27 protein-coding genes and 1 pseudogene are annotated in these 22,115 nt (G+C 64.3%); 11 read left to right on the forward strand and 17 right to left on the reverse strand.

The genetic code is table 11. The features are described 5' to 3' along the window. Positions 1-176: 176 nt before the first annotated feature. Positions 177-884 (forward strand): glutathione S-transferase, encoded by a 708-nt coding sequence (locus tag AB3L03_RS30920; RefSeq protein WP_085349401.1) that lies wholly within the window; start codon positions 177-179, stop codon positions 882-884. Positions 885-963: 79 nt separating this feature from the next. Here the strand turns inward: AB3L03_RS30920 and AB3L03_RS30925 are convergent, their stop codons facing one another. The 3 genes from AB3L03_RS30925 to AB3L03_RS30935 all read right to left on the reverse strand — a co-directional run bounded on the left by AB3L03_RS30925 (position 964) and on the right by AB3L03_RS30935 (position 2,685). After that, positions 964-1,638 (reverse strand): isoprenylcysteine carboxylmethyltransferase family protein, encoded by a 675-nt coding sequence (locus AB3L03_RS30925; protein WP_026233169.1) that lies wholly within the window; start codon positions 1,636-1,638, stop codon positions 964-966. Between the two features lie 114 nt (positions 1,639-1,752). After that, a complete protein-coding gene (locus tag AB3L03_RS30930; protein ID WP_166517615.1) occupies positions 1,753-1,926 on the reverse strand; it encodes a hypothetical protein in 174 nt (57 codons plus the stop codon). A gap of 285 nt (positions 1,927-2,211) precedes the next feature. Next, positions 2,212-2,685, reverse strand: a complete 474-nt coding sequence (locus AB3L03_RS30935) for a hypothetical protein (RefSeq protein ID WP_026233168.1) — start codon at positions 2,683-2,685, stop codon at positions 2,212-2,214. 247 nt (positions 2,686-2,932) lie between these two features. Between AB3L03_RS30935 and AB3L03_RS30940 the strand changes: the two genes are divergently transcribed. Further along, positions 2,933-4,588 carry a fumarate hydratase gene (locus AB3L03_RS30940; protein WP_368507636.1) on the forward strand — a complete coding sequence of 552 codons (1,656 nt, stop codon included), beginning with the start codon at positions 2,933-2,935 and terminating at the stop codon, positions 4,586-4,588. A 59-nt stretch (positions 4,589-4,647) separates the two neighbouring features. Here the strand turns inward: AB3L03_RS30940 and AB3L03_RS30945 are convergent, their stop codons facing one another. The 7 genes from AB3L03_RS30945 to AB3L03_RS30975 all read right to left on the reverse strand — a co-directional run bounded on the left by AB3L03_RS30945 (position 4,648) and on the right by AB3L03_RS30975 (position 10,042). Next, on the reverse strand, positions 4,648-5,697 hold the full coding sequence (locus AB3L03_RS30945; protein WP_247440462.1) for a DUF3616 domain-containing protein: 1,050 nt from the start codon (positions 5,695-5,697) through the stop codon (positions 4,648-4,650). Positions 5,698-5,784: 87 nt separating this feature from the next. Then, entirely contained in the window at positions 5,785-6,705 is a 921-nt protein-coding gene (locus AB3L03_RS30950) for an SH3 domain-containing protein (RefSeq protein ID WP_085396037.1), read from the reverse strand. 14 nt (positions 6,706-6,719) lie between these two features. Beyond that, positions 6,720-7,016: a hypothetical protein gene (locus AB3L03_RS30955; RefSeq protein WP_007602176.1), complete on the reverse strand. Its 297-nt coding sequence runs from the start codon at positions 7,014-7,016 to the stop codon at positions 6,720-6,722. A gap of 104 nt (positions 7,017-7,120) precedes the next feature. Then, positions 7,121-7,675: an inner membrane-spanning protein YciB gene (locus tag AB3L03_RS30960; protein WP_085349396.1), complete on the reverse strand. Its 555-nt coding sequence runs from the start codon at positions 7,673-7,675 to the stop codon at positions 7,121-7,123. Positions 7,676-7,687: 12 nt separating this feature from the next. Further along, positions 7,688-8,263, reverse strand: a complete 576-nt coding sequence (locus AB3L03_RS30965) for a hypothetical protein (protein ID WP_085396039.1) — start codon at positions 8,261-8,263, stop codon at positions 7,688-7,690. Positions 8,264-8,340: 77 nt separating this feature from the next. Then, a complete protein-coding gene (locus AB3L03_RS30970) occupies positions 8,341-8,610 on the reverse strand; it encodes a hypothetical protein (protein ID WP_085396041.1) in 270 nt (89 codons plus the stop codon). A gap of 40 nt (positions 8,611-8,650) precedes the next feature. Then, complete coding sequence (locus AB3L03_RS30975) at positions 8,651-10,042, reverse strand: carotenoid oxygenase family protein (RefSeq protein ID WP_368507637.1); 1,392 nt, start codon at positions 10,040-10,042, stop codon at positions 8,651-8,653. A 107-nt stretch (positions 10,043-10,149) separates the two neighbouring features. Here AB3L03_RS30975 and AB3L03_RS30980 point away from each other — a divergent pair, with 107 nt between their 5' ends. Next, entirely contained in the window at positions 10,150-10,875 is a 726-nt protein-coding gene (locus AB3L03_RS30980; RefSeq protein ID WP_085349392.1) for a TetR/AcrR family transcriptional regulator, read from the forward strand. 18 nt (positions 10,876-10,893) lie between these two features. Here AB3L03_RS30980 and AB3L03_RS30985 read toward each other — a convergent pair whose 3' ends face one another. Continuing rightward, positions 10,894-11,514: a hypothetical protein gene (locus tag AB3L03_RS30985; protein WP_018456398.1), complete on the reverse strand. Its 621-nt coding sequence runs from the start codon at positions 11,512-11,514 to the stop codon at positions 10,894-10,896. A 165-nt stretch (positions 11,515-11,679) separates the two neighbouring features. Between AB3L03_RS30985 and AB3L03_RS30990 the strand changes: the two genes are divergently transcribed. After that, complete coding sequence (locus tag AB3L03_RS30990) at positions 11,680-12,240, forward strand: SET domain-containing protein (RefSeq protein ID WP_085358931.1); 561 nt, start codon at positions 11,680-11,682, stop codon at positions 12,238-12,240. Positions 12,241-12,380: 140 nt separating this feature from the next. Here AB3L03_RS30990 and AB3L03_RS30995 read toward each other — a convergent pair whose 3' ends face one another. Together AB3L03_RS30995 and AB3L03_RS31000 are read right to left on the reverse strand one after the other, a co-directional pair. Beyond that, positions 12,381-12,779, reverse strand: coding sequence for a hypothetical protein (locus AB3L03_RS30995; RefSeq protein ID WP_018456396.1), 399 nt, complete (start codon positions 12,777-12,779; stop codon positions 12,381-12,383). A 38-nt stretch (positions 12,780-12,817) separates the two neighbouring features. After that, positions 12,818-13,048, reverse strand: coding sequence for a hypothetical protein (locus tag AB3L03_RS31000; protein WP_026233166.1), 231 nt, complete (start codon positions 13,046-13,048; stop codon positions 12,818-12,820). 101 nt (positions 13,049-13,149) lie between these two features. On the opposite strand from AB3L03_RS31000, the gene AB3L03_RS31005 reads away from it, so the two are divergent. Together AB3L03_RS31005 and AB3L03_RS31010 are read left to right on the forward strand one after the other, a co-directional pair. Beyond that, entirely contained in the window at positions 13,150-13,971 is an 822-nt protein-coding gene (locus AB3L03_RS31005) for a helix-turn-helix domain-containing protein (protein WP_204511671.1), read from the forward strand. A 106-nt stretch (positions 13,972-14,077) separates the two neighbouring features. After that, entirely contained in the window at positions 14,078-14,833 is a 756-nt protein-coding gene (locus AB3L03_RS31010) for a helix-turn-helix domain-containing protein (protein ID WP_368507638.1), read from the forward strand. Here the strand turns inward: AB3L03_RS31010 and AB3L03_RS31015 are convergent. After that, a complete protein-coding gene (locus tag AB3L03_RS31015) occupies positions 14,821-15,621 on the reverse strand; it encodes a thioesterase family protein (protein WP_368507639.1) in 801 nt (266 codons plus the stop codon). The two genes, AB3L03_RS31010 and AB3L03_RS31015, sit on opposite strands and share 13 nt — an antisense overlap. A 168-nt stretch (positions 15,622-15,789) precedes the next feature. On the opposite strand from AB3L03_RS31015, the gene AB3L03_RS31020 reads away from it, so the two are divergent. Beyond that, positions 15,790-16,455 carry a DsbA family oxidoreductase gene (locus tag AB3L03_RS31020; RefSeq protein ID WP_085349430.1) on the forward strand — a complete coding sequence of 222 codons (666 nt, stop codon included), beginning with the start codon at positions 15,790-15,792 and terminating at the stop codon, positions 16,453-16,455. 7 nt (positions 16,456-16,462) lie between these two features. Here the strand turns inward: AB3L03_RS31020 and AB3L03_RS31025 are convergent, their stop codons facing one another. Next, the gene (locus AB3L03_RS31025; protein ID WP_368507640.1) at positions 16,463-17,626 is read right to left on the reverse strand and encodes a GNAT family N-acetyltransferase; all 1,164 of its coding nucleotides are present in this window, start codon (positions 17,624-17,626) and stop codon (positions 16,463-16,465) included. A 171-nt stretch (positions 17,627-17,797) separates the two neighbouring features. On the opposite strand from AB3L03_RS31025, the gene AB3L03_RS31030 reads away from it, so the two are divergent. Together AB3L03_RS31030 and AB3L03_RS31035 are read left to right on the forward strand one after the other, a co-directional pair. Further along, positions 17,798-18,226 carry a YeeE/YedE family protein gene (locus AB3L03_RS31030; protein ID WP_085349429.1) on the forward strand — a complete coding sequence of 143 codons (429 nt, stop codon included), beginning with the start codon at positions 17,798-17,800 and terminating at the stop codon, positions 18,224-18,226. Positions 18,227-18,231: 5 nt separating this feature from the next. Continuing rightward, the gene (locus AB3L03_RS31035) at positions 18,232-18,699 is read left to right on the forward strand and encodes a DUF6691 family protein (RefSeq protein ID WP_085349385.1); all 468 of its coding nucleotides are present in this window, start codon (positions 18,232-18,234) and stop codon (positions 18,697-18,699) included. A gap of 57 nt (positions 18,700-18,756) precedes the next feature. On the opposite strand, the gene AB3L03_RS31040 is transcribed toward AB3L03_RS31035, so the two are convergent. Both AB3L03_RS31040 and AB3L03_RS31045 read right to left on the reverse strand, forming a co-directional pair. Continuing rightward, positions 18,757-19,086: a hypothetical protein gene (locus tag AB3L03_RS31040; RefSeq protein ID WP_018456387.1), complete on the reverse strand. Its 330-nt coding sequence runs from the start codon at positions 19,084-19,086 to the stop codon at positions 18,757-18,759. A gap of 110 nt (positions 19,087-19,196) precedes the next feature. Then, complete coding sequence (locus AB3L03_RS31045; protein WP_085349384.1) at positions 19,197-19,601, reverse strand: hypothetical protein; 405 nt, start codon at positions 19,599-19,601, stop codon at positions 19,197-19,199. 231 nt (positions 19,602-19,832) lie between these two features. Between AB3L03_RS31045 and AB3L03_RS31050 the strand changes: the two genes are divergently transcribed. Together AB3L03_RS31050 and AB3L03_RS31055 are read left to right on the forward strand one after the other, a co-directional pair. Next, complete coding sequence (locus AB3L03_RS31050) at positions 19,833-20,066, forward strand: hypothetical protein (RefSeq protein ID WP_018456385.1); 234 nt, start codon at positions 19,833-19,835, stop codon at positions 20,064-20,066. Between the two features lie 33 nt (positions 20,067-20,099). Next, a pseudogene (locus AB3L03_RS31055) lies at positions 20,100-22,115 on the forward strand (pyrroloquinoline quinone-dependent dehydrogenase).

The following is a 22,115-nucleotide window of genomic DNA, read 5'->3' on the forward strand; positions in this document are numbered from 1 at the left end:
CATTGCGAGGAGCGCAGCGACGAAGCAATCCAGAGTCCCTCCAGGGTGACAGTCTGGATTGCTTCGCTGCGCTCGCAATGACGGAGCGTGTGGTGCCGCCCTTCCGCCCCATCCTGACGGAACCTTGTCGCGCGTGATAGATTGGTCCTGTCGCTTCCACGCTCACGGACCCTTCCATGAAATACGAGCTCTATTATTGGCCCGAGATCCAGGGCCGCGGTGAATATGTGCGGCTCGCGCTCGAGGAGGCTGGCGCGGCTTACATCGACGTGGCGCGTGGCCCACGCGGTACAGCTGCGATGATGAAGATGATGGACGCACACAAGGGCACGCCGCCCTTTGCGCCGCCGTTCCTCAAAGCCGGCAAGCTCGTCATCGGCCAGACCGCGAACATCCTGCTCTATCTCGGCGCCCGCCACGCCCTCGCCCTGAAGTCGGAAGCGGGTCAACTCTGGGTGCATCAGCTCCAGCTGACGATCACCGATTTCATGGTCGAGATTCACGACACCCATCACCCGCTCGGGCCCTCGCTCTACTACGAAGATCAGAAACCGCCGGCAAAGAAGCGCACCGCCGACTTCTGGGGCGAGCGCGTGCCGAAATATCTCGGCTATTTCGAGCACCTCCTTCAGGACAATGGCGGCGCCTATGTCACCGGCCGCAAGCTGACCTATGTCGATCTCTCGCTGTTCCAGCTCGTCGCGGGACTACGCTATGCGTTTCCGAAGCGGATGAAGGCGTTCGAGACAGATATCCCGGCCCTCGTCGGCATGCACGACCGCGTGTCGGCGCGCCCGAACATCAAGGCTTATCTCGAAAGCGAGCGCCGTATTCCCTTCAACGAGCAGGGCATCTTCCGCCGCTACCGCGAATTGGATGGCTAGAGCGCCTGCGAACGCTTCCGCCGACGTCAGTCGATCGGAGGGAACACTTTTTCTGCGATTTACAGAGTGATGCGCGCGCTCACCACACGCCAGGCAGCAGGCGATAGCGCACGTGCGTCACATAGTCGGCATAGCCCGGCAGGCCCTCACGCAGCGTGCGCTCCTCGATGCGAATGCGGCCCGCAAACAAGACGAGGAATAGCGGCACCATCAGAAGTCCCCACCATGAGCCCAGAAGCAGCGGCACGCCGGCGAAGAACAGGATCATGCCGCTGTACATGGGATGGCGCACATGGGCATAAGGCCCCGTCGAGATCACGTGCTGCGCGCGCTCGGCTTGCAGCTTCACCACGGGCGCCGCGAACGAGTTCTCGCGGAAAACCCAGAGGATGAACAGCGTCGAGAGCAGGAACAGGGCGAGGCCGAGCACCTGCAGCGCCATCGGCATGTCGGAGGACCGCGTACGCCGGTCGAGCCCCATCGCCGCCAGCCAGACCAGCATCGCGACGACGAAGACGGTCATGAACACCTTGTCGGCAGCGGGCTGGTCCTTTTGCAGGACCGGCCGCAGACGTTCGGCGAGCAGTGCGGGGTCGACCCGGTAAAGCCACCAGCCGCAAAGCGGGCCGAGCAGGGCGGAGGTCGCGAGGAACACCCAGGCCGACGGCCAATGCAGGGTGCCGGCGGACGCGAACAGCAGCGCGCCCATGGCGGCGGTGGTGATCGTGCTCTGCAACAGGAGTCTTGCGATCATGCAGGTCTCAGGGTAGCCGCGCACGATATTGGTCCCGCTATCCGGCGAAGTTGCGGCCGGACACGCGAAAAGCCCGATCGACCGGATCGGGCATTTCATCTTCGACACGGCTGATCAGGCGAGCTGATCGATCCGCGTACCCTGACCCGGCGGCAGCGGCGCAGGCGGCGGCGGCTTATAGGTCGGGTCGTTGTCCTTGGTCTTGGTCTGATCGTCCTGCTGCTTGGTCGTGTCGTAGCTCGGCACCACGATCGCGATCGGCGGCGGCGTAACGGTAGAAACGCTCATCCACAAATCCTCACATATGGAACAATTGACCCTGCGCCGCGAGACGCAAAATTTCCTTCAAGCCAATCGTTAAAATGCGAGGGATCCGGTGCGGTGGAGAGGCCGCTTTCGTGCCGCCACACGCGCTGTTTCCGCGAGAGGACAGACCTCTCCTCCTCGTCATTGCGAGCGAAGCGAAGCAATCCAGTCTGTCTCCGCGGAGGGATTCTGGATTGCTTCGCTACGCTCGCAATGACGGTCTGTAGTGGGCGGTGTGCTGTCAGGCGCACACCGCGCGGGGACCGCCTATTCGTCCTTGCCGCGCGTGATCGCGATGGACGCATCCGTCTTGGTGCGGGCGCATTCCATGTTGAGACGCCGGTAACGCATGCTGATCTTGTCGCCGCGCAAGAGCCCCATCCGCTTCAGGCAGCGTGTCGCGCCCGTCGTCGTATCGTCCTTGGTCACGGTGAAGACGATCGCGGCCATCGACCCCACCAGCGCAAAGAACTCCGGCTTGGGCTTGCGATCGCCCTTGGCATAGAGCTCGATCGAATATTTGTCGCCACGGCAGGCCACGGACAATTCCTTGGCCGCCGGATGAGTCAGGTAGACGACGTTGGCGGCGCGGAAATTCACCTTGAGGCGATCGACCTGGTTCGCCAGCTCCTTGGCGCTGTCATCGCAGCGGTCCGCGCGGGCGGGCGAGGCGATGGTCACAAGGCCGGTGATGGCGGCGGCGACCAGGATCGCGCCGCGGACGTGCAAGTTCAATGTCATGATGAAAGGCCCCTTAGCGGGCGCATTCAACCGTCGTCGGGCGCGTAGCGCAAGGGGTGCACCCAGGGTCTTCACCGGCATCATGAGAGCTTGGTGTCCGCCGACAGCCGCCGAAAATAGGTCGCCGTGTCGCCGAATCGGGATGCCCCGACCGCACCAGAGCGCCTTCCCTTTGCAGCAAAAAAGCTTAGAACAGTTCTATGAAAGGGGCCCATGCGAGGGCTCCAAAACCCCGAGATTCCCGCCCATGAACGCTCCTACCGCCTTTCCCGATCCCGCAAAGCCCGTTCCGCCCTACAAGCACACGCCGCTGTTTCCGCTGGGCAAGGACGAGACGCCCTACAAGAAGGTCTCGTCCGAGGGCGTCAGGGTCGAGAAGGTTTTGGGGAAGGACATGCTGGTGGTGTCCCGCGACGCGCTGCGGGCCCTGTCGGAAGCGGCCTTTGGCGACATCAACCACTATCTGCGACCGGGTCATCTGAAGCAGCTCCGCGCGATCCTGGAGGATGGCGAGGCGAGCCCGAACGACAAGTTCGTCGCGCTGGACTTCCTCAAGAACGCCAACATCGCTGCAGGCGGCGTGCTGCCGATGTGCCAGGACACCGGCACCGCGATCATCATGGGCAAGAAGGGTTGCAACGTCATCACCGATGGTGGCGACGAGGCGGCACTGTCGGAAGGCGCGCGCGATGCTTACCTGCGCCGCAATCTGCGCTACTCGCAGGTCGCGCCGCTGTCGATGTACGAGGAGAAGAACACCGCCAACAACATGCCGGCGCAGTGCGAGATCTACGCCGAAGGCGATGACGCCTACAAGTTTATGTTCATGGCGAAGGGCGGTGGCTCCGCCAACAAGAGCTTCCTGTTCCAGGCGACGCCCTCGGTGCTGACCAAGGACCGGCTGCTCGCCTTCCTGAAGGAGAAGGTGTTGACGCTGGGCACCGCGGCGTGCCCGCCCTATCACCTCGCGATCGTCATCGGCGGCACCTCGGCCGAGCTCTGCATGAAGACGGTGAAGCTGGCGTCGGCTCGCTATCTCGACGCGCTGCCGACCCACGGCTCGCCCGACGGCAACGCGTTTCGCGATCTCGAGATGGAGCAGGAAATTCTGAAGATGACGCAGTCGCTCGGCGTCGGCGCGCAGTTCGGTGGAAAATATTTCTGCCACGACGTCCGCGTGATCCGCATGCCGCGTCATGGCGCCTCGCTCCCGATCGGGCTCGGCGTGTCCTGCTCGGCCGATCGCCAGGTGCTCGGCAAGATCACCAGGGAGGGCGTCTATCTCGAAGAGCTCGAGCACAACCCGGCGCAGTATCTGCCCGAGGTCGAGCAGTCGCTCGGCGGCGAGGTCGTCAAGATCGACCTCAACCAGCCGATGAAGGATATCCTTGCCACGTTCTCGAAGTACCCGACCAAGACGCGGGTATCGATGACCGGCACCATGATCGTCGCGCGCGATTCCGCGCATGCCAAGCTGCGCGAGCGGCTCGACAAGGGCGAGCCGCTGCCGGACTATTTCAAGAACCATCCGGTCTATTACGCGGGCCCGGCCAAGACGCCCGAGGGCTATGCCTCCGGTGCGTTCGGCCCGACCACTGCGGGCCGTATGGATTCCTTTGTCGATCAGTTCCAGGCCGCCGGCGGCTCGATGGTGATGGTCGCCAAGGGCAACCGCGCGCCAGCCGTGCGTGAGGCCTGCAAGAAATATGGCGGCTTCTATCTCGGCTCCATCGGCGGCGCCGCGGCGAATCTTGCCGAGCACTGCATCAAGAAAGTCGAGGTGCTCGAATATCCCGAGCTCGGCATGGAAGCGATTTGGCGCATCGAGGTCGTCGACTTCCCGGCGTTCATCATCATCGACGACAAGGGCAATGACTTCTTCAAAGAGTTGAATCTCGGCTAGCCAGGTCCTGCGTCCTTCCGCCGGTTCTTGGACCGGCGGAGGATTTACGCAGCCTGCGCTCAGCGCTTTATGCTGAACGATACAGCGCCGCCATTTTCCACGCTGTCGAACATGACGAGGGCGCGAATGCTGGCTGAGTCTTCCTCGAGGGGAAGTAGAATCTCCGCTTTGGCGTCCGCTGTGACGGTGCTGAGGTCGAGCGTTGCCAACGGCTTTGCCGTCTTGCTGCTGCCGTCCCACAACCAAATTGTATAGGAAACCTTTTCATTCCGCGTCGGGCCTGCGAGAATCAAGATGCCGTCGTTCACCGCGGCAAGGTCCCGGATCCCGGTATTTTCCCCGAGTTCTAACGGGATCGAGTCCGGCTTGAGGTCGTCGGCCTTTGTGAACAGTGCTCCCGCATCGACGCTGAGCACATAGGCTTGCTTGTCGAGCGACGGTCCTCGCAGCCCGAAGTACATGCGTCCGTTCCTGACCGCGATCCCTTCGATATTAACGCCGCCCTCCGCAAGAGGCTTGTTGAATTTCGCTTTTACATATTTGTCGTTTTCAATAACCTCGCGCATCCGCGGGCTCGCCTCCACGCCATCGACCTTCTTAGCGTTGGGTTCGGTCTTGGGAATACCGGTTTGCGGATCCACGGCGATCCGAAACACGACGTAGCTCGACAGGTTCTCCTTGTCTTTCTTGCGGCTGCGGCCGTGCGAGCCGGTCACATAGAAGAAACCCTTTTCGTAGGCGACGCCTTCGGCATCGGGATCCTTGTCTTCATCGGAAAGCCGGATGAGCTTCCGTGGAACGAGGACGTTTCCTTCGATCGAGAAGAACTGCGCGTATTTCTTCTCATCATTGGCAATCAGGCACGACGTGAATTTTGGTGTCGTCGGCACGCACGCCGCGCCGCTCAGATTCATGCGCGGCTGATCCTCGAAGTTGTCGTCCTTGTCTTCCTTCTCAAAGATCGAGGCAGGCTTCCAGGCAGTCGCCTCCGGCGAAATCTTCGGCGGCAACGGTTCGCCGCGGCCGGCCGACGCCGTAGCTGCCAGCACAATGCAAACGAAGGCGGCGGTCAGTGATCGATGAAATGAAAGCGTGTCGTTGTGCGGCATTTTTCCCTCCCGCGTGCAATGCTTAACTACAACCCTGAATTGTTAAGAAGGCAAGGGCGGCGACTGTCGCGGAGCGGGATTTTCTCGTCAGCTACAATTCGTGACCTGGTTGGAGCACAGCCCGCGCCACCAGCCGCGGACGCCGTCCTGGCTCTCGACCAAGCCCCAGAGGCCGCTGCAGGCAAAGATGTGCTTCGGTCCGCCGTCGGTGTCGATCGCGCCGCCGAGCTCGCGCTGGGCGGGCGTCCATTTCGCATCGACGAAGGGTGCTTGGAACAGGCCGCCCATGCGTGTCGCGCCATTGGCGTAGGACGCGCCGACCTTGTTGGAGGCGACCCAGCCGCGTCCGGCATAGGGCTTTGGCGCGCTGCGCGGATATTTCTTGTCGTCCTCGTAGTCCTTGCCCGGCGGCTTGGCGCCTTCGATCAGAAACCAGCCGTTCTTGAAGCCGATGATGCGGAATTCGGTAAGCCAGCCGCCATCCGGCGTATTCTCGCTGCCGCCGAGCTTGAGCCGGTAAGGCGGCGGAAGCGTGCCGAGCACACGCGCCTTGATCGATGGTTCGGCACGCACGTTGAGGCCATCAGGATCCTTGTCGACGGACCATGCGCCGAAATCGCAGGGCTCGGTACCGTCGGGAAGCGTTGAGCGCCTGGCGGCGAGATCGGCATGCAGCTTTGCGAAGTCGGTGTCGTCGTTGTCAGAATCGGGCCCGCTACGCGGCTTCAATTCGGCCGAGATTGCGCGCGTCGCATCCGGCGTCAGCGCGACCACGAGAGCCTGGCGCGTGGCGAACACGCTTGCAGGTGACTTCGGATCGTTCGACGAGATCGGATAGACGGCGAGGTAGCCCGTCGGCCCTTCGGTTCGATAGGCCGTGCCGGCGACATAGCCGGCCGGTAGCATGGCGAGCGCGCTTGCCCGCCACGCCGGTTCGGCGTCGTCCGCGCTAGCCGCTTGTGTCGCGACACACAGGATCGTCGCCGCGATGAGACCGAGCGCGCGCACCGTTGCCGCGCGGCTTAGGCGCGCGTGCCGGTGAACGGGAAGCTGCCCATCGGGCCGATGCCCATCTCACCGCTCATGCTGTCGCCGGAGACGGTTCCGATGAATTCGAGCGTCAAGGGCATCGGATTGGTGATCGAGACCTTCCAGTTGACGGCATCGCCGCTGACGGTGCCATCGAAAATCTCGGCTGTATCGCCTTCCGCGCCCTGCGTCCCCGTGAGCGTGCCGCCGGCAGCCGTCAGGCTCAGCGTCGCCTTGCGCTCGCCCATGGGGGTCGTCAGGGTCAGAGTCCAGTTGCCGTCGACGGCCATTCGCGTCTCCCAAGATCCCGGCGGACCGCGACGATCCGCGGGCCAGTCCCGGCCGAGCGTATAGCGCAACTCGCCGCTCGCGCCTAACGCTCCGTTGGAGGCATTTAGGCGCGGGCGGCGGCGCGTCGTCGGCTGGTGACGATGAGGCGAAGCACGACGTATTGCACGGCGAAGGCGAGGATCTTGGCGCCGCCCGCGACCACCGTGATGTAGAACGCCCACAGCTTCAGATCGCCTGTGGAGGCGACGGCGATCATGCCGGCGCCGATTACGAACATCAGCGCGGCCCAGGCATAACCTGCAGCCGTCACATATTCCGGAACGGTCTCGACGACGATCGGCGGCATGTAGCGCAGCATCCAGCCCCGCTTGAGCATGATGGCGCCGATCGCGAAATGCGCGATCGAGGGCTTTGCGAGCATGAAGCGGGGATCGTTGGTCAGCAGCGTGACCGTGCCGAGCACGACGACGAGCGCGACGCTCGCATAGGTCATGTAATTGAGCTGCTGCCCCTTGACGCGCGCGTAGATCACCTGCGCGATCGCTCCGGCAATCGCCACCGACGTTGCCAGGACGACGTTGTCGGTGATGATATAGATGACCAGGAAGACGATGGCAGAGAAGAGGTCGGAGGCGAGGCGGGCGAATACGTCCTTCATCGTCGATCCTGTTCAGCGGGAGTTGGACATTGGGCTGGCCGGCGCACCGTACTTGATCTGCCGATATTCGGGATACCATTTTGTGAAATAGATCGCGCTGTTGCGGGCGGCGAAGGCGACCGCAAGGCTCGACCAGAGCGGCAGGCCGGGGACATAGAGCAGCACGAGATTGGCGGCCGCCATCAGCAGCGCAGCCGCGGTCCAAGCGCCCGTGATGACGTAATTGGCATAGAGAAAGCCGGGCATTGCCGCGGTCTCGGCCGGCACGGATTCGACCGCGTATTGCAGCGTGAAGGGACGCCGGACCAGCATCGAGCCGAGCGAGATGACGAAGATGCCGATGTCGACCGACAGCTTGACACCGAGCGTGCCAAGCGCCGGGTCGAACAGCGCGAGGTGGAGGCCGATTGCGGCGAATAGCAGCGCCGAGCCCATAGCCAGGATCTTCAGCGAGCGACCGCGCACGACATCGATCGCCACGGTGGCCAGACAGGTTGCCGAGGCTACGAATACGCTGATCGTGGCAGACGTCATCAGCATCAGGAAAGTGAAGGCGCCGTAGGGCGCGAGGATCAGGAAAATCGCCATGGTTCGCCTCGGTCAGGCCTTATCTTTACGGTGTAAAGATCAATATGTCAGGAGCGAGGCGAGGTCAAGTAGAATCTTTACAGTGTCAAAATGACGTAAGCGACTTCCAAAAATTGGATTGCTGCAACGGCTTGGTCGGCCATCTCATCAATGAAGCCGGCCCGGGACAGGTGCGGCAGCACAGGTAACGCACAGGCGATCGAGAGGACGAAGGCGAGCAAGATACCGCCGTTGAAGATGGTTTGGCCGCTCCGCCGCGGCCGGATCATCGGGAGCGTGATCCCGGCGCAGATCGGGAACAGGATCAGGACAGCGAGGCGGTCCGCGGTGATCGAGGGCATATGCATGAGAGACCTTTTGGTGACATCAGCGATGTCGAGAGGAGAGCTACCGCGCGCCGACCCAATTGCCGTGAAAACCGTCGGGCACGCGATGGCCGAGCTGCACCAGCGCGACGGGGCCGGCCTCGACATCCTTGGCATTGAACACGGCGAGGTCGCTGCGGTTTTCCCGCGCGCGCCAGACCACCGCCAGCAGCCAGCCGTCGCCTTCCGCCGCATCTTTCGACCGCTCGACGAAGACCGGCTCGGAGATGGTGTCGCCGGCCGGCAGCAGATAATGGCCGAGGCGCGTTCCATTGCCATCGACATGGACGACGCCGGACAGCGCGCCGAACATCGGCAGCTTCGGATTGGCGCAGGCGTACCAGCCGTGACGGCTCTTCAATCCGGCGCGGCGGTCGTCGATGCGCGGGAATTCGCCGGTAAGATCGTCGAGATAGGTCTGCTGGAAGCGGTCGGTCTTCCCGGCAAGATCGAAGGTCCAGCGGCAGTGGCGAGCGAAGGATTTCTCGGGATTGGTGGGCGTGCCGTCGGGATGCGTAAATAGTGGTGCTTCCTCGAACTGCATGACGTCCGCGATGATGCGGTCACCGTCCTCCCAAGCATTCATGACGTGGAAGACGTAGCAGGCTTCAGCACGAAACCAGACGATGTCCTTCGCGCTGCCCTTGCGCTTGATCACGCCGACATAGGCGCCCTTGTCCGGCTCCCAGGCATAGGGCGGCCGCCCGCTGATCGCGCGCTCCATGCTGCCGGTGACGGGCAGGATCGGAAACAGCACGTGGTTCTCGGTGACGATGAAGTCGTGCACCATGCTTGCATAGGGCGCCTCGAAACGTTCGAAGCGCGTCGCCTTGCCGGACGCGTCGATCGAGCCGTAGGAGAGGGCAGGCGTCAGCGGACCCGCGGCGTTGTAGCCGAAGAACACCAGCTCGCCGGTGACGGGATCGATCTTCGGGTGCGCGGTGAAGCTGCCGGCGACACGGCCCTGATAATTGTGATAGCCGCGGGTTGCGAGCGTGCCCGGATCGATCTCAGTCGGCAGATGGGCTTCTTCCAGCGCAAGCAGCTTGCCGGCATGGAAGATGATGTTGGTGTTGGCGACGCCGCCGTCGGTGAGGTCTTGCGGCGCATCCGGCAGCTTGCGGCCGAAGCCCCCGAACAACGCGCGGCCGGCATCGTGCTCGGCCAGCCATTTCGGCGTACGGACCCAGCGATTGCGATGGCTGGCGCGGCCGTTCTCGAGGTGAAAGGCGTGCAGCATGCCGTCGCCGACGAACCAGTGCGCGCCGGGCGAGTCGAACTGCGGATTGGGGCCGTTGCGATAGAGCGTGCCGTTCAGTTCGCGCGGCAATTCACCGATGATTTTCAGGAAGGGCGCGTCGGCCTCGAACGGAATCGGACCGAGGTTGTGGCGGCGTTCGGCGTCCTGCTGCACGGCGTATCCCTTCCTTATCTTTACATCGTAAAGATCAAATAGCCGTACGAGGGGTTTTGGTCAAGTGAAATCTTTACACTGTCAATATTGCGTCCTATAGCTGGCCCATGGGCAAGAGTGAGATCAGGACAGAAACCGCGCGCGGTGGGCGCATTTCGAAGAAGGCGAGCGCGCCGGCGCGTTCCGCGCGACGACCGGCGAGCGTCAAGTCCGAGGCGCCCTATCACCACGGCGCGCTGCGCGAGGCGCTGCTCCAGGCCGCCGAACGGGTGCTGGAGCGTGACGGGCTCGCCGGCCTGACATTGCGCGCGGTGGCGCGCGAGGCGGGCGTCTCGCATGCCGCGCCCACCCATCATTTCGGTGACCTCACCGGGCTTCTCAGCGAGCTCGCGGCGGTCGGCTTCCGCCAGTTCAATGCGGCGATGGCGTCGTCCTCTGACACCGCCACCACCCCGCTTGAGCACGCGCTGGCGCGGCCGAAAGCCTATGTTGCCTATGCCCAGGCTCATCCCGGCATGTACGGCATCATGTTCCGCACCGAGCGCCTCGACTATTCCAGGCCGTCGCTGCACGAGGCCGCCGAGGCGTCCTTTGCGGGACTCGCCAATGCCGTCGGCATGATGCGGCAGGAGCAGATCCGCGGCGACGCGCTGACGCTCAATCAGGGCGCTGCGATCGCGCGCGCCTGGTCGATGGTGCACGGTTTTACGATGCTGCTGCTCGATGGACGGCTGGAGGATATTCTGGGGCGTCTGCCCGAGGGCACGACTCCCGAACGCCTGCTCGAGGCCATGCTGATGTCGCCCGTGACGGGGAAGCCGCCGGGCCCCTGATCGATTGCCGGCGAGCGCCTAGCGCATCGTCGCGAGCTCGACCGCGCGGCCGCGTGCGCCTATGATCTTCACCTCGTCCTTGCCGCAGGTAAAGCTGCGGGCGAACTCGTCCGCGGCCTTGCGCGCGAGCTCATTGGCGTTCGGGTTGGCGATCGCGTCGACATAGGCGACGTGGCAGACGGGGCCGGGTGGCAGCCGGGTCACGATGAGCATGGCCTTGGTGTTCGGCCGCCCCTGCTTGTCGGGATCGGTGCCATCGGCGATGTGCCAGCGCTGGATCATCGCGAACGGCTTGGCCCCAGCGGTGCGCCATTCGACGGTGGTTTCGGACGAGCTGAACGGAGCGAACCAGACTTTAGCCGCCGGTTCCTCGGCCGCGGCCTCGCGATTGCGGCCGACGGAGACGATTTCGCGAAGATCGTCTTCGGCGATCAGGACCACGAGGCCATCCTTGCCCTTGCAGACCCGCGTGGTGCTGCCGTCGAGCTCGCTGGGCTTTCCGATCTGGCGGCAATCCTTCGGGGCCGTCGAGGTATATTGGCTGCCCACGGATCGGGCGTCGGCTCGGTCGAGACCACTGCACATCAGCAACATGGCCAAGAGCAATAAGGCCAAGCCTGCGGTGGTGATGCGGAACATGACGACGCCTTTGATCGAGTGGGAACTCCGTACCATCAGACGTCTTGATTGTGGGCAAGGTTCAAACGGGGTCAACAGACACCTGACAGCGGCGCGGAATCGTTCTAGAAGAGCGGCTTCGCTTGGGCTCTTTCAGCCTCGTTCGCGTCCTCGTTTTTCGTGATCATGCCAGCCACCTCGTCCAACAAACCTTATCGCGTCGGCCGCTCGAAAACCGGGCTCGGCCTCTTCGCCACCAAGCCGATCAAGAAGGGCACCCGGATCATCCGTTATTACGGACCGATCCTGGACTCCCGGATTCCCGAGCACGACGACATCGAGAACAAATACCTGTTCGAGCTCAACGGTCGCTGGACCATTGACGGCTCCGTGCGCAAGAACCTCGCGCGCTACATCAACCATTCGTGCAGGCCCAACGCCGAATCCGACGTGCGGCCGCGCGAGCGCAAGGTTTTCATCCGCGCCATCAAGAACATCGAGCCGGGCGACGAGATCAATTACGACTACGGCACCGATTATTTCAAAGCCTACCTGAAGCCGATCGGCTGCAAGTGCGAATCTTGCGAGAAGAAGCGCAAGAAGCTGCGCGCCGAGGCGCGGGCCGAACGCGCCAAGGTGAAGGCGCGCGCGGAGCGCAAAGCCGAGAAGGCGAGCGTGAAGTCCGCCAAAAAGAAGAAGCTTAATGGTCATGCCGTCGGCAAGGCGAAGGGCCGCGCGCGGGCCTAGCCTGAGTTCGAGCTTCTGGCATAACTGTCATGCCCCGCGAAAGCGGGGCATTCAGTACGCCGCAGCTCCGTATGCGACGACTACCTCTGGAATACTGGGTCGCCCGGTCCAGCCGGGCAACGACAGCGAGTGATGTGGCCTCAGGCAGCCAGCACACTCCCGCTCCTGCGCAATCCCACATATTGCAGTTCGGCAAACACGCCGGTCGCGATCGCCTGCGCCACGACCATGAGCTCGCCGGCAAGGTTCGGCGACACCGCGCCCGAGAGCAGCAGCGCAATGCTGCCGACGGTCCAGGCCGCGTTGCCGACCACGACCAGCAGCACGAGCGGCTTTGCCACGGAGGCGCGTGAGGCGAGCCAGCCGACCAGCGCCGTGTAGGCGATCAGGAACAGGCCGGTCTCGCGCAGCAGCGCTTCGGGTAGGTTGAACAGCGAGGCGAACGCGCTGGCGCCGAACGTGAAACCGAGAGCGGCCACGCCGCTGAAGATCGCGTCGGCAAGAAGCGCGCGGCGAAGGAAGGTGGATGCGTCGATCATCGTGGGTCTCCATGGTTGGGGTGGGCTCGAGGTGAAACTCAGTGCAATCCACGCCACCAGGCGCGGAGCAGGCGGGCGAGGCGGAACGGGCAGAGGCTCCTGCCGACGCTGTGCTCGAAGGCCGTGACCTGCGCGACGACGTAGTCGCCGGTCGAATGCACCAGCGGCTCCGGCATGTTGAGGCTGCGCGCCAGCATCCGGGTTGCGAGCGCCATGGCCCAGGGAACTAGCTGGTCTGTGACGGTCCGGTAGAGCAGCAATGCGATCATGGTCGTCTCCTGTTGCGACCCAAGATGCGCCGGCCCGAGCACCAATTCGATTACCTCCGACGTAATGGAAGGGCCGAAATCTGCGTGCTAGGTTTTCGACCATGAACGCACATGCATCCACCGCACAGGCCGAACGCAGCCAGCCGGTCCATATCGGCGACCATTTGCGCGAATGGCGGCAGCGCCGCCGCATGAGCCAGCTCGATCTCGCCGGTGAGGCCGAAATCTCGGCGCGGCATTTGAGCTTCGTCGAGACCGGCCGCGCCGCGCCCTCGCGCGACATGGTGCTCAGACTCGCCGAACGTCTCGACGTGCCACTGCGCGAACGCAACGTGCTGCTGGTCGCCGCCGGCTATGCCCCGGCCTTTCCGCAACGCACGCTGGAGGATCCCGCCTTGAAATCAGCCCGCCAGGCGATCGACCTCGTCCTCAGGGCGCATGAGCCGAATCCGGCGCTGGCCTATGACCGGCACTGGAATCTGGTCTCCGCCAACCGCATGCTGGCGCCGCTGCTCGCCGGCATCCCGCAGCGGCTGCTCGGTCAGCCCTTCAACGTGCTGAGGCTTGCCTTCCATCCCGAGGCGCTGGCGCCGCGCACGGTCAATCTCGCGGAATGGTGCGGACATCTCCTGGAGCGGCTGCACCGGCAATGCGAGGCCACGGCCGATCCCGAGCTGATCAAGCTGTATAACGACTTGAAGAGTTATCCGATCCCGGCGCGCGCGGCGCCGCTGTCGAGCGACAATGTCGCGATCCCCTTCAAGCTGCGCCACGAGGGGGAGATACTAAGTTTCTTCTCCACCACCATGGTATTCGGTACGCCCGTCGACATCACGCTGTCGGAGCTGGCTCTGGAAACCTTCTTCCCGGCCGACGAGCGCACTGCCGAGCGGCTGAAGCAGATGGCGGCTGGCTTGCAGTAGTGCCGTTTACAGGAGCCGGTGGCGCTCGCATAATCCCCGGATGACACGCTCGTCCCGGCCATTACGGTCGGCCAATCCGGTCGGCGACCTTTTGCGCGGCTGGCGCATGCGCCGTGCATTGAGCCAGGCGGAGCTGGCGTTCGAGGCCGGCATTTCGATCAAGCATCTGAGCTATGTCGAGACCGGCAAGTCGGCGGCAAGCCGGGAGATCCTCCTGCAGCTCGCGACCGCCCTCGGTTTGTCGCTGCGTGATCGCAATGCGCTGCTGGAGGCCGGGGGTTTCGCGCGACTATACGGCGAGCGCGATCTTTCAGCGCCGGAGCTTGCCGACGCGCGGCGCGCGATCGATCTTCTGCTCCGGCGGCACGAACCGTTTCCCGCGATCGTGACCGATCGGCGCTGGAACGTGATGGAGGCCAACTGCGCCGCGTCGCGGCTGATGACGATGCTGCTTGGGCAAGAACGCATGCAGCGGCCGCTCAATCACATGCGCATGTTCCTCGCGCCGGACGAGCTCAAGCCGTTCGTCGAGAATTGGCCCATCGTCGCGACCGCGTTGTTGTCGCGTGCGCGGCACGAAGCGATGGCTGCACCGCTCGACGAGGCCCTGCAATCGACGTGGCGCGAATTGACGCGGCTGCCGGAGCTTCCCGCACTCAGGATCGAGGACAACGTCGCGCCGGGGCCGCTCTGCGAAGTGCGCTTACGAAAGGGCGACGCCCGCATCGGTCTGATCGGTGCGGTGCTGACGCTCGGGACCCCGCAAGACGTGACGCTTCAGGAGCTTCGCGTTGAAATGTTCATGCCGGCGGATGCCGTGTCCGAGACCACTCTGATCGCGCTTGCGGCTCAGGAGGCCTGAGCTCGCTCGGCGTCGCGGCGCTCAAAGCTCATGGCTTGCATCACCTCCGCAAACGGACCTTTGAGATCGCTCAGTGTCGCCACGGTCAGGCCCGCGCCGTTGGTGCCGACGCGCGTGGCGGCGCGGATCAGGATCCATTCGCTCTCCGGCGGTCGGAAGAAGTAGAGGCTGATCTCGGGATTGATAAAGGTCCAGTTGCGCATGTCGACGATCTGCGCAACGCCGCTCGAAAAGTCCGCGGCCTGCACCGCTTGGAGCAGTGGTGTGTTCGGTTCGCCCTCGACCAGGGGTGCATCAAGTCGCATCCAGGCGGCGGCCGGGCCGGGCTTCTCCAGCGCGCCCTCGATCAGCCGCACCGACACGTTCTGGAAATACCGGCTCCATTTCTGCGCGAAGGCCGCCGGTGCTGCGCCTGTCTCAGGCGTCTTGTCGATAGTCGCGGGCCTGGCGAAGGGATCGACGGGCGATTCTCCGCTCGGCGCCGTCAAGAGCGCCGTGCAACGGCCGATCTCGGTCTCTCCGTCCATCAGCCGCACCTGGGCGGTCTTGGCCTTGCGGCCGTCGCGCAACAATTCGGTGGTGGTCTGGAAGACGCGCAGGCCCGCCGGTCGCCACAGGTCGAAGGTCAGGCGCCGCACCGCGAAGCCGGATTCGGTGGCGAGACGGTCGATGTCGCGGGTCATCAGGGCGGTGGTGGCGCTTCCCTGCAACATGTCAGGCGACCACGGGCCGCCGGCATGCTCCGTAGCCCGGAACTGCTGGCCTTCCGGCTTGAAAATAGCGGTCATCGCGGTTTCCCCTCGTGCTTGATCGTGGCCGCGAGTATCGGGTCGGGTGAGGCCTGTCACAATAACCGCAGAGGTGAAGTCGTGAGCCATGCAGGACCGGTGCCTTGCGCCGCCTCCGGTTCGGTTTATCTTCCGACGAACCCGTACCGTCCGAAGGAGACGTCCGACATGAGCACGTTGAAACCGCTTCAGATCGACGTCGTTTCCGACGTGGTGTGCCCCTGGTGCTATATCGGCAAGCACCGCATCGAGAGTGCGCTGGCGCTGGTGCCCGATGTTCCGGTCAAGCTCAATTTCCGTCCCTTCTTCCTCAATCCCTGGGTGCCGTCCGAGGGCATCAGCCGGGAGGAGTATCTCACCAAGAAGTTCGGCTCGGTCGAGGCCTACAAGGGCATTGCGGGACGCGTCGTTGCGGCCGCGGGCGAAGAGGGGCTCGTCTATCGGCCCGAGCTTGTCGCGCGTCAGCCCAACACCACCGACTGCCACCGCCTGATCCTCTGGGCCGAGGCGATCGGCAAGGCGCCCGAGATGAAGCAGCGCCTGATGGAGCTCTACTTCCGCGACGGCGGCGACCTCACCGATTTGAACGTGCTTGTGCAGGCGGCTGCCGATGTCGGCCTCGATGCCGACGACGTGCGCCGGCGCCTCGCCACCGACGAGGACGTCGCGCGCGTATCGGCGGACGCGCAGGAAGCCGCCGAGAAAGGCATCTCCGGCGTGCCGACCTACGTGTTCGCGCAAAAATACGCCGTCTCCGGCGCGCAGGATCCCAACATGCTCGCGCGCGCCATCCGCGAGGTCTCGGCGGAGATCAACGCCCAGGCGGCGGAGTAGGAGCCATCTATTTACGAAGCAGGCGAACTGCGCGACGCGCCGCCGCGTAGGCGATGCCGTGCGCCGCGAGCGCTCCGTGAACCAGCGCCACGATGAGGTCGTTCCGCCGCAACGGTATCAGCACGTCGCCGACGGCGAAGCGCCCGCGCCAGATCGGATTGATCATGGGGTGATCGGCGCTCGCCGTGGAATCCGCGCTGGCGATGGCTGGATCGGCGCAGAGGCGGCGGGTGAGCTCGAGCGTGAGCTGCACGCCCGGCGAATATCTTGCAAAGCGCTCGTCGATGCCGAGCTTGAAGAAGAAAGCGCGATCCTGGTGGCGCAGCACGATGCCGGCGGCCACCGGCGTCGCGCCGGCGCGAAGGGTGACGATCTCGCATTGCCCGGTTTCTGCCAGCGCGGAAACGGCGCGGCGGATGAAGGTTGCATCGCCGGCATGCTGGACCAGCGCGGTTCCGCGCTTCCCCTTCCAGCCGCTGGCTTCGAGCTGCAAAAATGTCTCGAGCGCCGGCCCGATCTCGTCGGGGCTGCGCGCGACGTCGAACACGATTGCGCCGTGTTCTTCGAGGCGATGCCGTTGGCGGCGTAGCTCCTTGAGCTTTTTGGTGCCGAGCGCGTCGCGTAGCAGCGTCTCACCGTCCTGGGTCGCGTCGAGGCTGGCGCGGATGTAGGAGTTGAGGAGGCGCGGCTTCAGGCCGTCGCGATTCAGAATCTGGCTGAGGGCGGTCATTGCCGCCCCATCGAGCGCGACATCGTTCAGCACGAGCGCATGCGCCCCGGTTGCGCGGGCCTGCTGCAACAGGCGCGCCGCTGCCTCGATCGGGGCATCGCGGTCGATCAGCGGGCTGCACAGCGTACCATAGGGATGCGCGCTCACCAGCGCGGGCAGGGGGATCTTCCATGCCCGCCAGAGCGAGATCACCGGCATCAGCCCGATCAGCCGCGATCCATCGTATGCGGAAAGCGCCGAGGCATCGGTGCGGCCGCGCGCGGTTGCACTGACAGCGAGCTCCCAGCCCGGCAGGTAATATCCGTTCGGCTCGATCGCGCGCTGCGCGAGTGTGCGCCACTGGCCGGGTTCAATCGCCGTGAGCGGGACGCGCGCGCGCGCCGTTGCGGCATGCTTTGCCGATGCCGGATTGATCGCAGCCTGGTGCGCGATATCGACCACGTCCCGTCGTCTCCGTTCAGGAGGCCATGCTTAGCGCAAAGATTGGAAAATACAGTTGGGACACCGTCTCAATTCGAGTGGTAATATTAACGTTTCGTTGAGCATCCGGCCGCGAGCCGGCCGGATGCGCCGATGGATACGCCAGAATTGCTCTCGACCCGGAGGATCATCATGGTCGCCACATCTTTTACGCCGATTGCGTCGCTCCTTGGCGGCGCGTTGATCGGCCTGTCCGCCGTGCTGCTGATGTGGACGACGGGACGGATCGCCGGGGTCAGCGGTATCGCGGCGCGGCTGTTTCCGCCTTATGAGGATCGGCAATTCGCCGGCCGGCTCGCCTTCGTCGCGGGCCTTATCGTCGCGCCCGTTCTGGTGCGCCTTGTCACGGGAGGCCTGCCGGCGCAAACGATCGGCGCCGGAACGCCGCTTCTGATCGTCGCGGGATTGCTCACCGGCTTCGGCGCGGTGTGGGGCAGCGGCTGCACCTCGGGCCACGGCGTCTGTGGCTTGTCGCGGTTGTCGGCGCGATCGCTGGTCGCGACCATGACCTTCATGGCGGCCGGCATGGCGACCGTATTCGTGATGCGGCACTGGAGCTGACCGCGATGACAATCCTCATTCAATTCGGGATCGGTGTGGTCTTTGGGCTTGGCCTCATCGTCTCAGGTATGTCGAACCCGGCAAAGGTCCTGAATTTCCTGGACGTTGGCGGCATCCCGGCAGGAACGTGGGACGCAAGCCTCGCATTCGTGATGGCTGGCGCGGTCGCGGTGACCTTCATCGGCTTCAGCCGCGTCCTGAAATTGGCGCGGCCTGTCTTCGCCGATCGCTTCTATGTCCCAACGCGAAAAGACATCGATCCGAGGATTATCGCCGGTCCCGCCATCTTCGGTATCGGCTGGGGCCTTGTAGGCTTTTGCCCAGGCCCGGCGTTGACCGCGCTCGGATTTGGCTCGGCCTCCGCCTTCATCTTCGTCGCCGCGATGTGTGCCGGCATGGTGCTCGCCCGCTTCATCGCGCAGCTCTCGTCGGCAACGCGTATTGTCACGCCGGGAAAACCGCTCGAGATCTGACATGGACAGGACCGGGCGAGTTATCTCGTCCGGTCCTGCATTTCATGGCTTCATCGACTACCAGCGATCGCCGACACCAACGCCAACACTGACGCCGGGTGCGCGGATGCCGACGCCGCCGCGCGGACCATCGTCCCAGTCGCGATAGGTGCGGCGCTCATAGTAGCGGTCACGCGGCATCGTCGCGTAGGAGTCGCGCACGATCACACGCGAGCCGCCGCGGGTGCGATAGCAATTGCCGGAATCGTCGCAGACCAGCCGCACTTGCTGGACGAGATCGGGGCTGGTGTATTCGCTGGTCGTATAGACGTCGGCGGCCTTCGCGCCGCTCACCGCTGCCAAGGCTCCGACGCCAGCCAGCAACGCAATCGTGAATGTCCTCATCATGTCCTCCTCGAAACTGCCCTCGGCGGTAACAAGAAGGGGAGGCCATGATCGTTCCGGCAAAATTACAGGTTTTTCCCGGAACCGGATCGGACGTCGGCTTGATCCGTTTCCTAGATCGGCTCGTAGCTTTCCGATCCGCAGATGTCGTCCGCTTCGGCGCGGCGGCGATCGACCACCTTTCCGCCTGATATGGTCACGATGTAGGTCTGTGGCCCGAGCGGCGATCCGGTCGCCGAGGTGAGCTGCGCGCGGACGCAAGCTGTCCAGCCCGGTCCTCGTACCTCACGATGGGGTGTGGCGACATGCACCTCACGCGGATAGGACGTGCTGAGGAAGACGACTTCGATCTGCTCGCGCACGACGCGTTTGACGTCGGGGGGCGATTCGGGCGGCGGCTGCTCGGCCTCCTTCATGCGCATGAACTCGGGCACCGGTGCGCGGCTGTCGGCAAACCCGCAGGCCCCGAGCGCGAGCGCGCTGCCCAGCAGCGCGGCATGAGCAATAATCCGTAACATCCGTGAAGGTCCCCTGCGGGCCAAAACATAGGCACGAATGCGATCCGACGAAGACCCGGCCGATCAAAATTTGCTGAAGCCAGAATTCCTTGGAGCCAGGATTCTTGGAGCCAAGATTTCCTGAAGCCAAGATTTACTGAAGCCAAGATTTCCTGAAGCCCTGGAGCCCGCGGCATTGGCTATTCCATAATTGCCGGCTAGTTTGTACCCCAGACGAGGGGGATTGCGCCCATGAGGATTTTGGTCATAGCGGCCGCCGTGCTTGCGCTGGCGGTTGCCTCCGCGCAGGCGCAGATGGGCGGTGGCAGGCGTCAGCCTAACGAGGGCGGCCAGAAGGCGGACAACAAGCCCAAGGTCGACGAGAAGGCCTACAAGGCCGCACTCGAGCGCATTCCCGAGTCCAAGGAGAAGTACGATCCGTGGAGCGGGGCGCGTCCGCCTGAACCTGGCAAGAAGCCGAAATAGGTGAGGCGGGCCTTGGCGACCCGCTCCTGCTATTTGGCCGCTCTCATCACGCTCCTCTTGTTTTCGTCGCGGCCAGGCATCGCCTGGGAGAGCTGGGGTGGCGATCCCGGTGGCTCGCGCTTCTCGCCATTGCGAGAGATCACGCCCGACAATGTCGGCAACCTGGTTCGGGCCTTCGAATTCCACACGGGCGATCTCGCGGCGCGGCCGCCCGGGGTGATGCGGCGAACCAAATTCCAGGCGACGCCGCTGTTCGTCGAGGACAGCCTGGTCTTCTGCTCGCCTTTCAACGAGGTGATCGCGCTCGATCCCGGTACGGGCGCGCAGAAATGGCGCTACGATCCCAGGATCGCGATGAATCAGCGTCCCGCCAACCGCTACGTCTGCCGCGGCGTCACTTACTGGATCGACGATGAGGCGCCTGTAGATGCCGCATGTCGATCGCGCATCTTCATGGGCACCAACGATGTTCGCCTGATCGCGCTCGATGCGAAGACGGGAATCCCCTGTGCCGGCTTCGGCGAGGGCGGTGAGGTCAGGCCCGACATTGGCATGAAGCTGGAATGGCCCGGCGAATTCCAGATCACCTCGCCGCCGGCGGTCGGCCGCGGGGTCGTCGTGGTCGGCTCTGCGATTGGCGACAACCGCCGCGTCGACGCGCCGAGCGGTGTGGTGCGTGCGTTCGATGCGCGTAGCGGTCAGCCGCGCTGGACGTTCGAGCCGCTCAAGCGCGACGGCATCGAAGCCGGTCACGCCAATGTCTGGGCGCCGATGTCGGTCGACGCGGCGCGCGGACTGGTATTCCTGCCGACGTCCTCGCCGTCGCCGGATTTCTGGGGCGGCAAGCGGCCGGGCAACAACGAACATGCCAATTCGGTGGTCGCGCTGCGCATCGAGACGGGCGAGCTCGTATGGGCATTCCAAACCGTGCATCACGACGTCTGGGATTACGATCTGCCGGCGCAACCGACGCTCACGCGCATCGACACCGGCGATGGTCAGCGCGATGTCGTGATCCAGCCGACCAAGCAGGGCTTTGTCTTCGTGCTCGATCGCGACACCGGCAAGCCGGTATGGCCGGTCGAGGAGCGCAGCGTCCCGCAGGGGGCCGCGGAAGGTGAACGGCTGTCGCCCACGCAGCCATTCCCGACGCATGTGCCACAGCTGATGTCGCAAAAAATCTCGGCTCAGGATGCGCTCTCGCTCGTTCCGGGCCTGCGCCGCTCAGCATGCGAGAAGCAGTTTGCGGAGGCACGCAACGAGGGCCTGTACACGCCCCCTCAACCCAAGGCACGCTGGAGTTTCCGTTCACCGGCGGCGGCGTCAACTGGGGGAAGTGCGGCCTTCGACCCCGTCAACCAGGTCCTTTATGCCAACACCAGCCGGGCCGTTCATCTCATCAAGCTGATTCCGCGGGCGGAGGCGGCCGGGTTCGATCCTCCGCCCGGTCATGATTTCGGCCAGCAGACGGGTGCGCCGTTTGCGATGTCGCGTGCGGTGGCAATGTCGCCGCTCGGGCTTCTTTGCAACAAGCCGCCCTGGGGCGAGATGGTCGCGGTCGATCTGAAGGCCGGCAAGATCCTCTGGCGTTCGACGGTCGGCACCACCGAGGATCTCGCCCCGCTCGGCGTGCCGCTGCCGTGGGGTGCGCCGCTCGTCAACGGGCTCGCGGTCACGGCAGGCGGGCTCGTCTTCACCGGAGCGATGGACGCCTATTTGCGCGCCTTCGATGCGCGCAGCGGCAGGGAGCTGTGGCAGGGTCGGCTGCCCGTGCCCGGCGTCGCCAATCCCATGACCTATCTCTGGAAGGGCGAGCAGTATGTCGCGATCGGCGCCGGCGGCCACTCCGAGGCAGGCACCTCAATCGGCGACAGCTTCGTTGTGTTTCGCCTGGCACGGCCGGGCGAGGGGCCGTCGCTGTGGTCGCGTACGATCGATCGCCCCGGTGGACGATTTTTTGCGGCATCATCGGCGATCGCGCTCGCGATGGTCGCGCTCGTGGTTGCAAGCCTGCGCTGGCGTCGCCGACGTCGTGTCGTGCGAACATGA

It is taken from the genome of Bradyrhizobium lupini (genome assembly GCF_040939785.1).
GTDB lineage: Bacteria > Pseudomonadota > Alphaproteobacteria > Rhizobiales > Xanthobacteraceae > Bradyrhizobium > Bradyrhizobium canariense_D.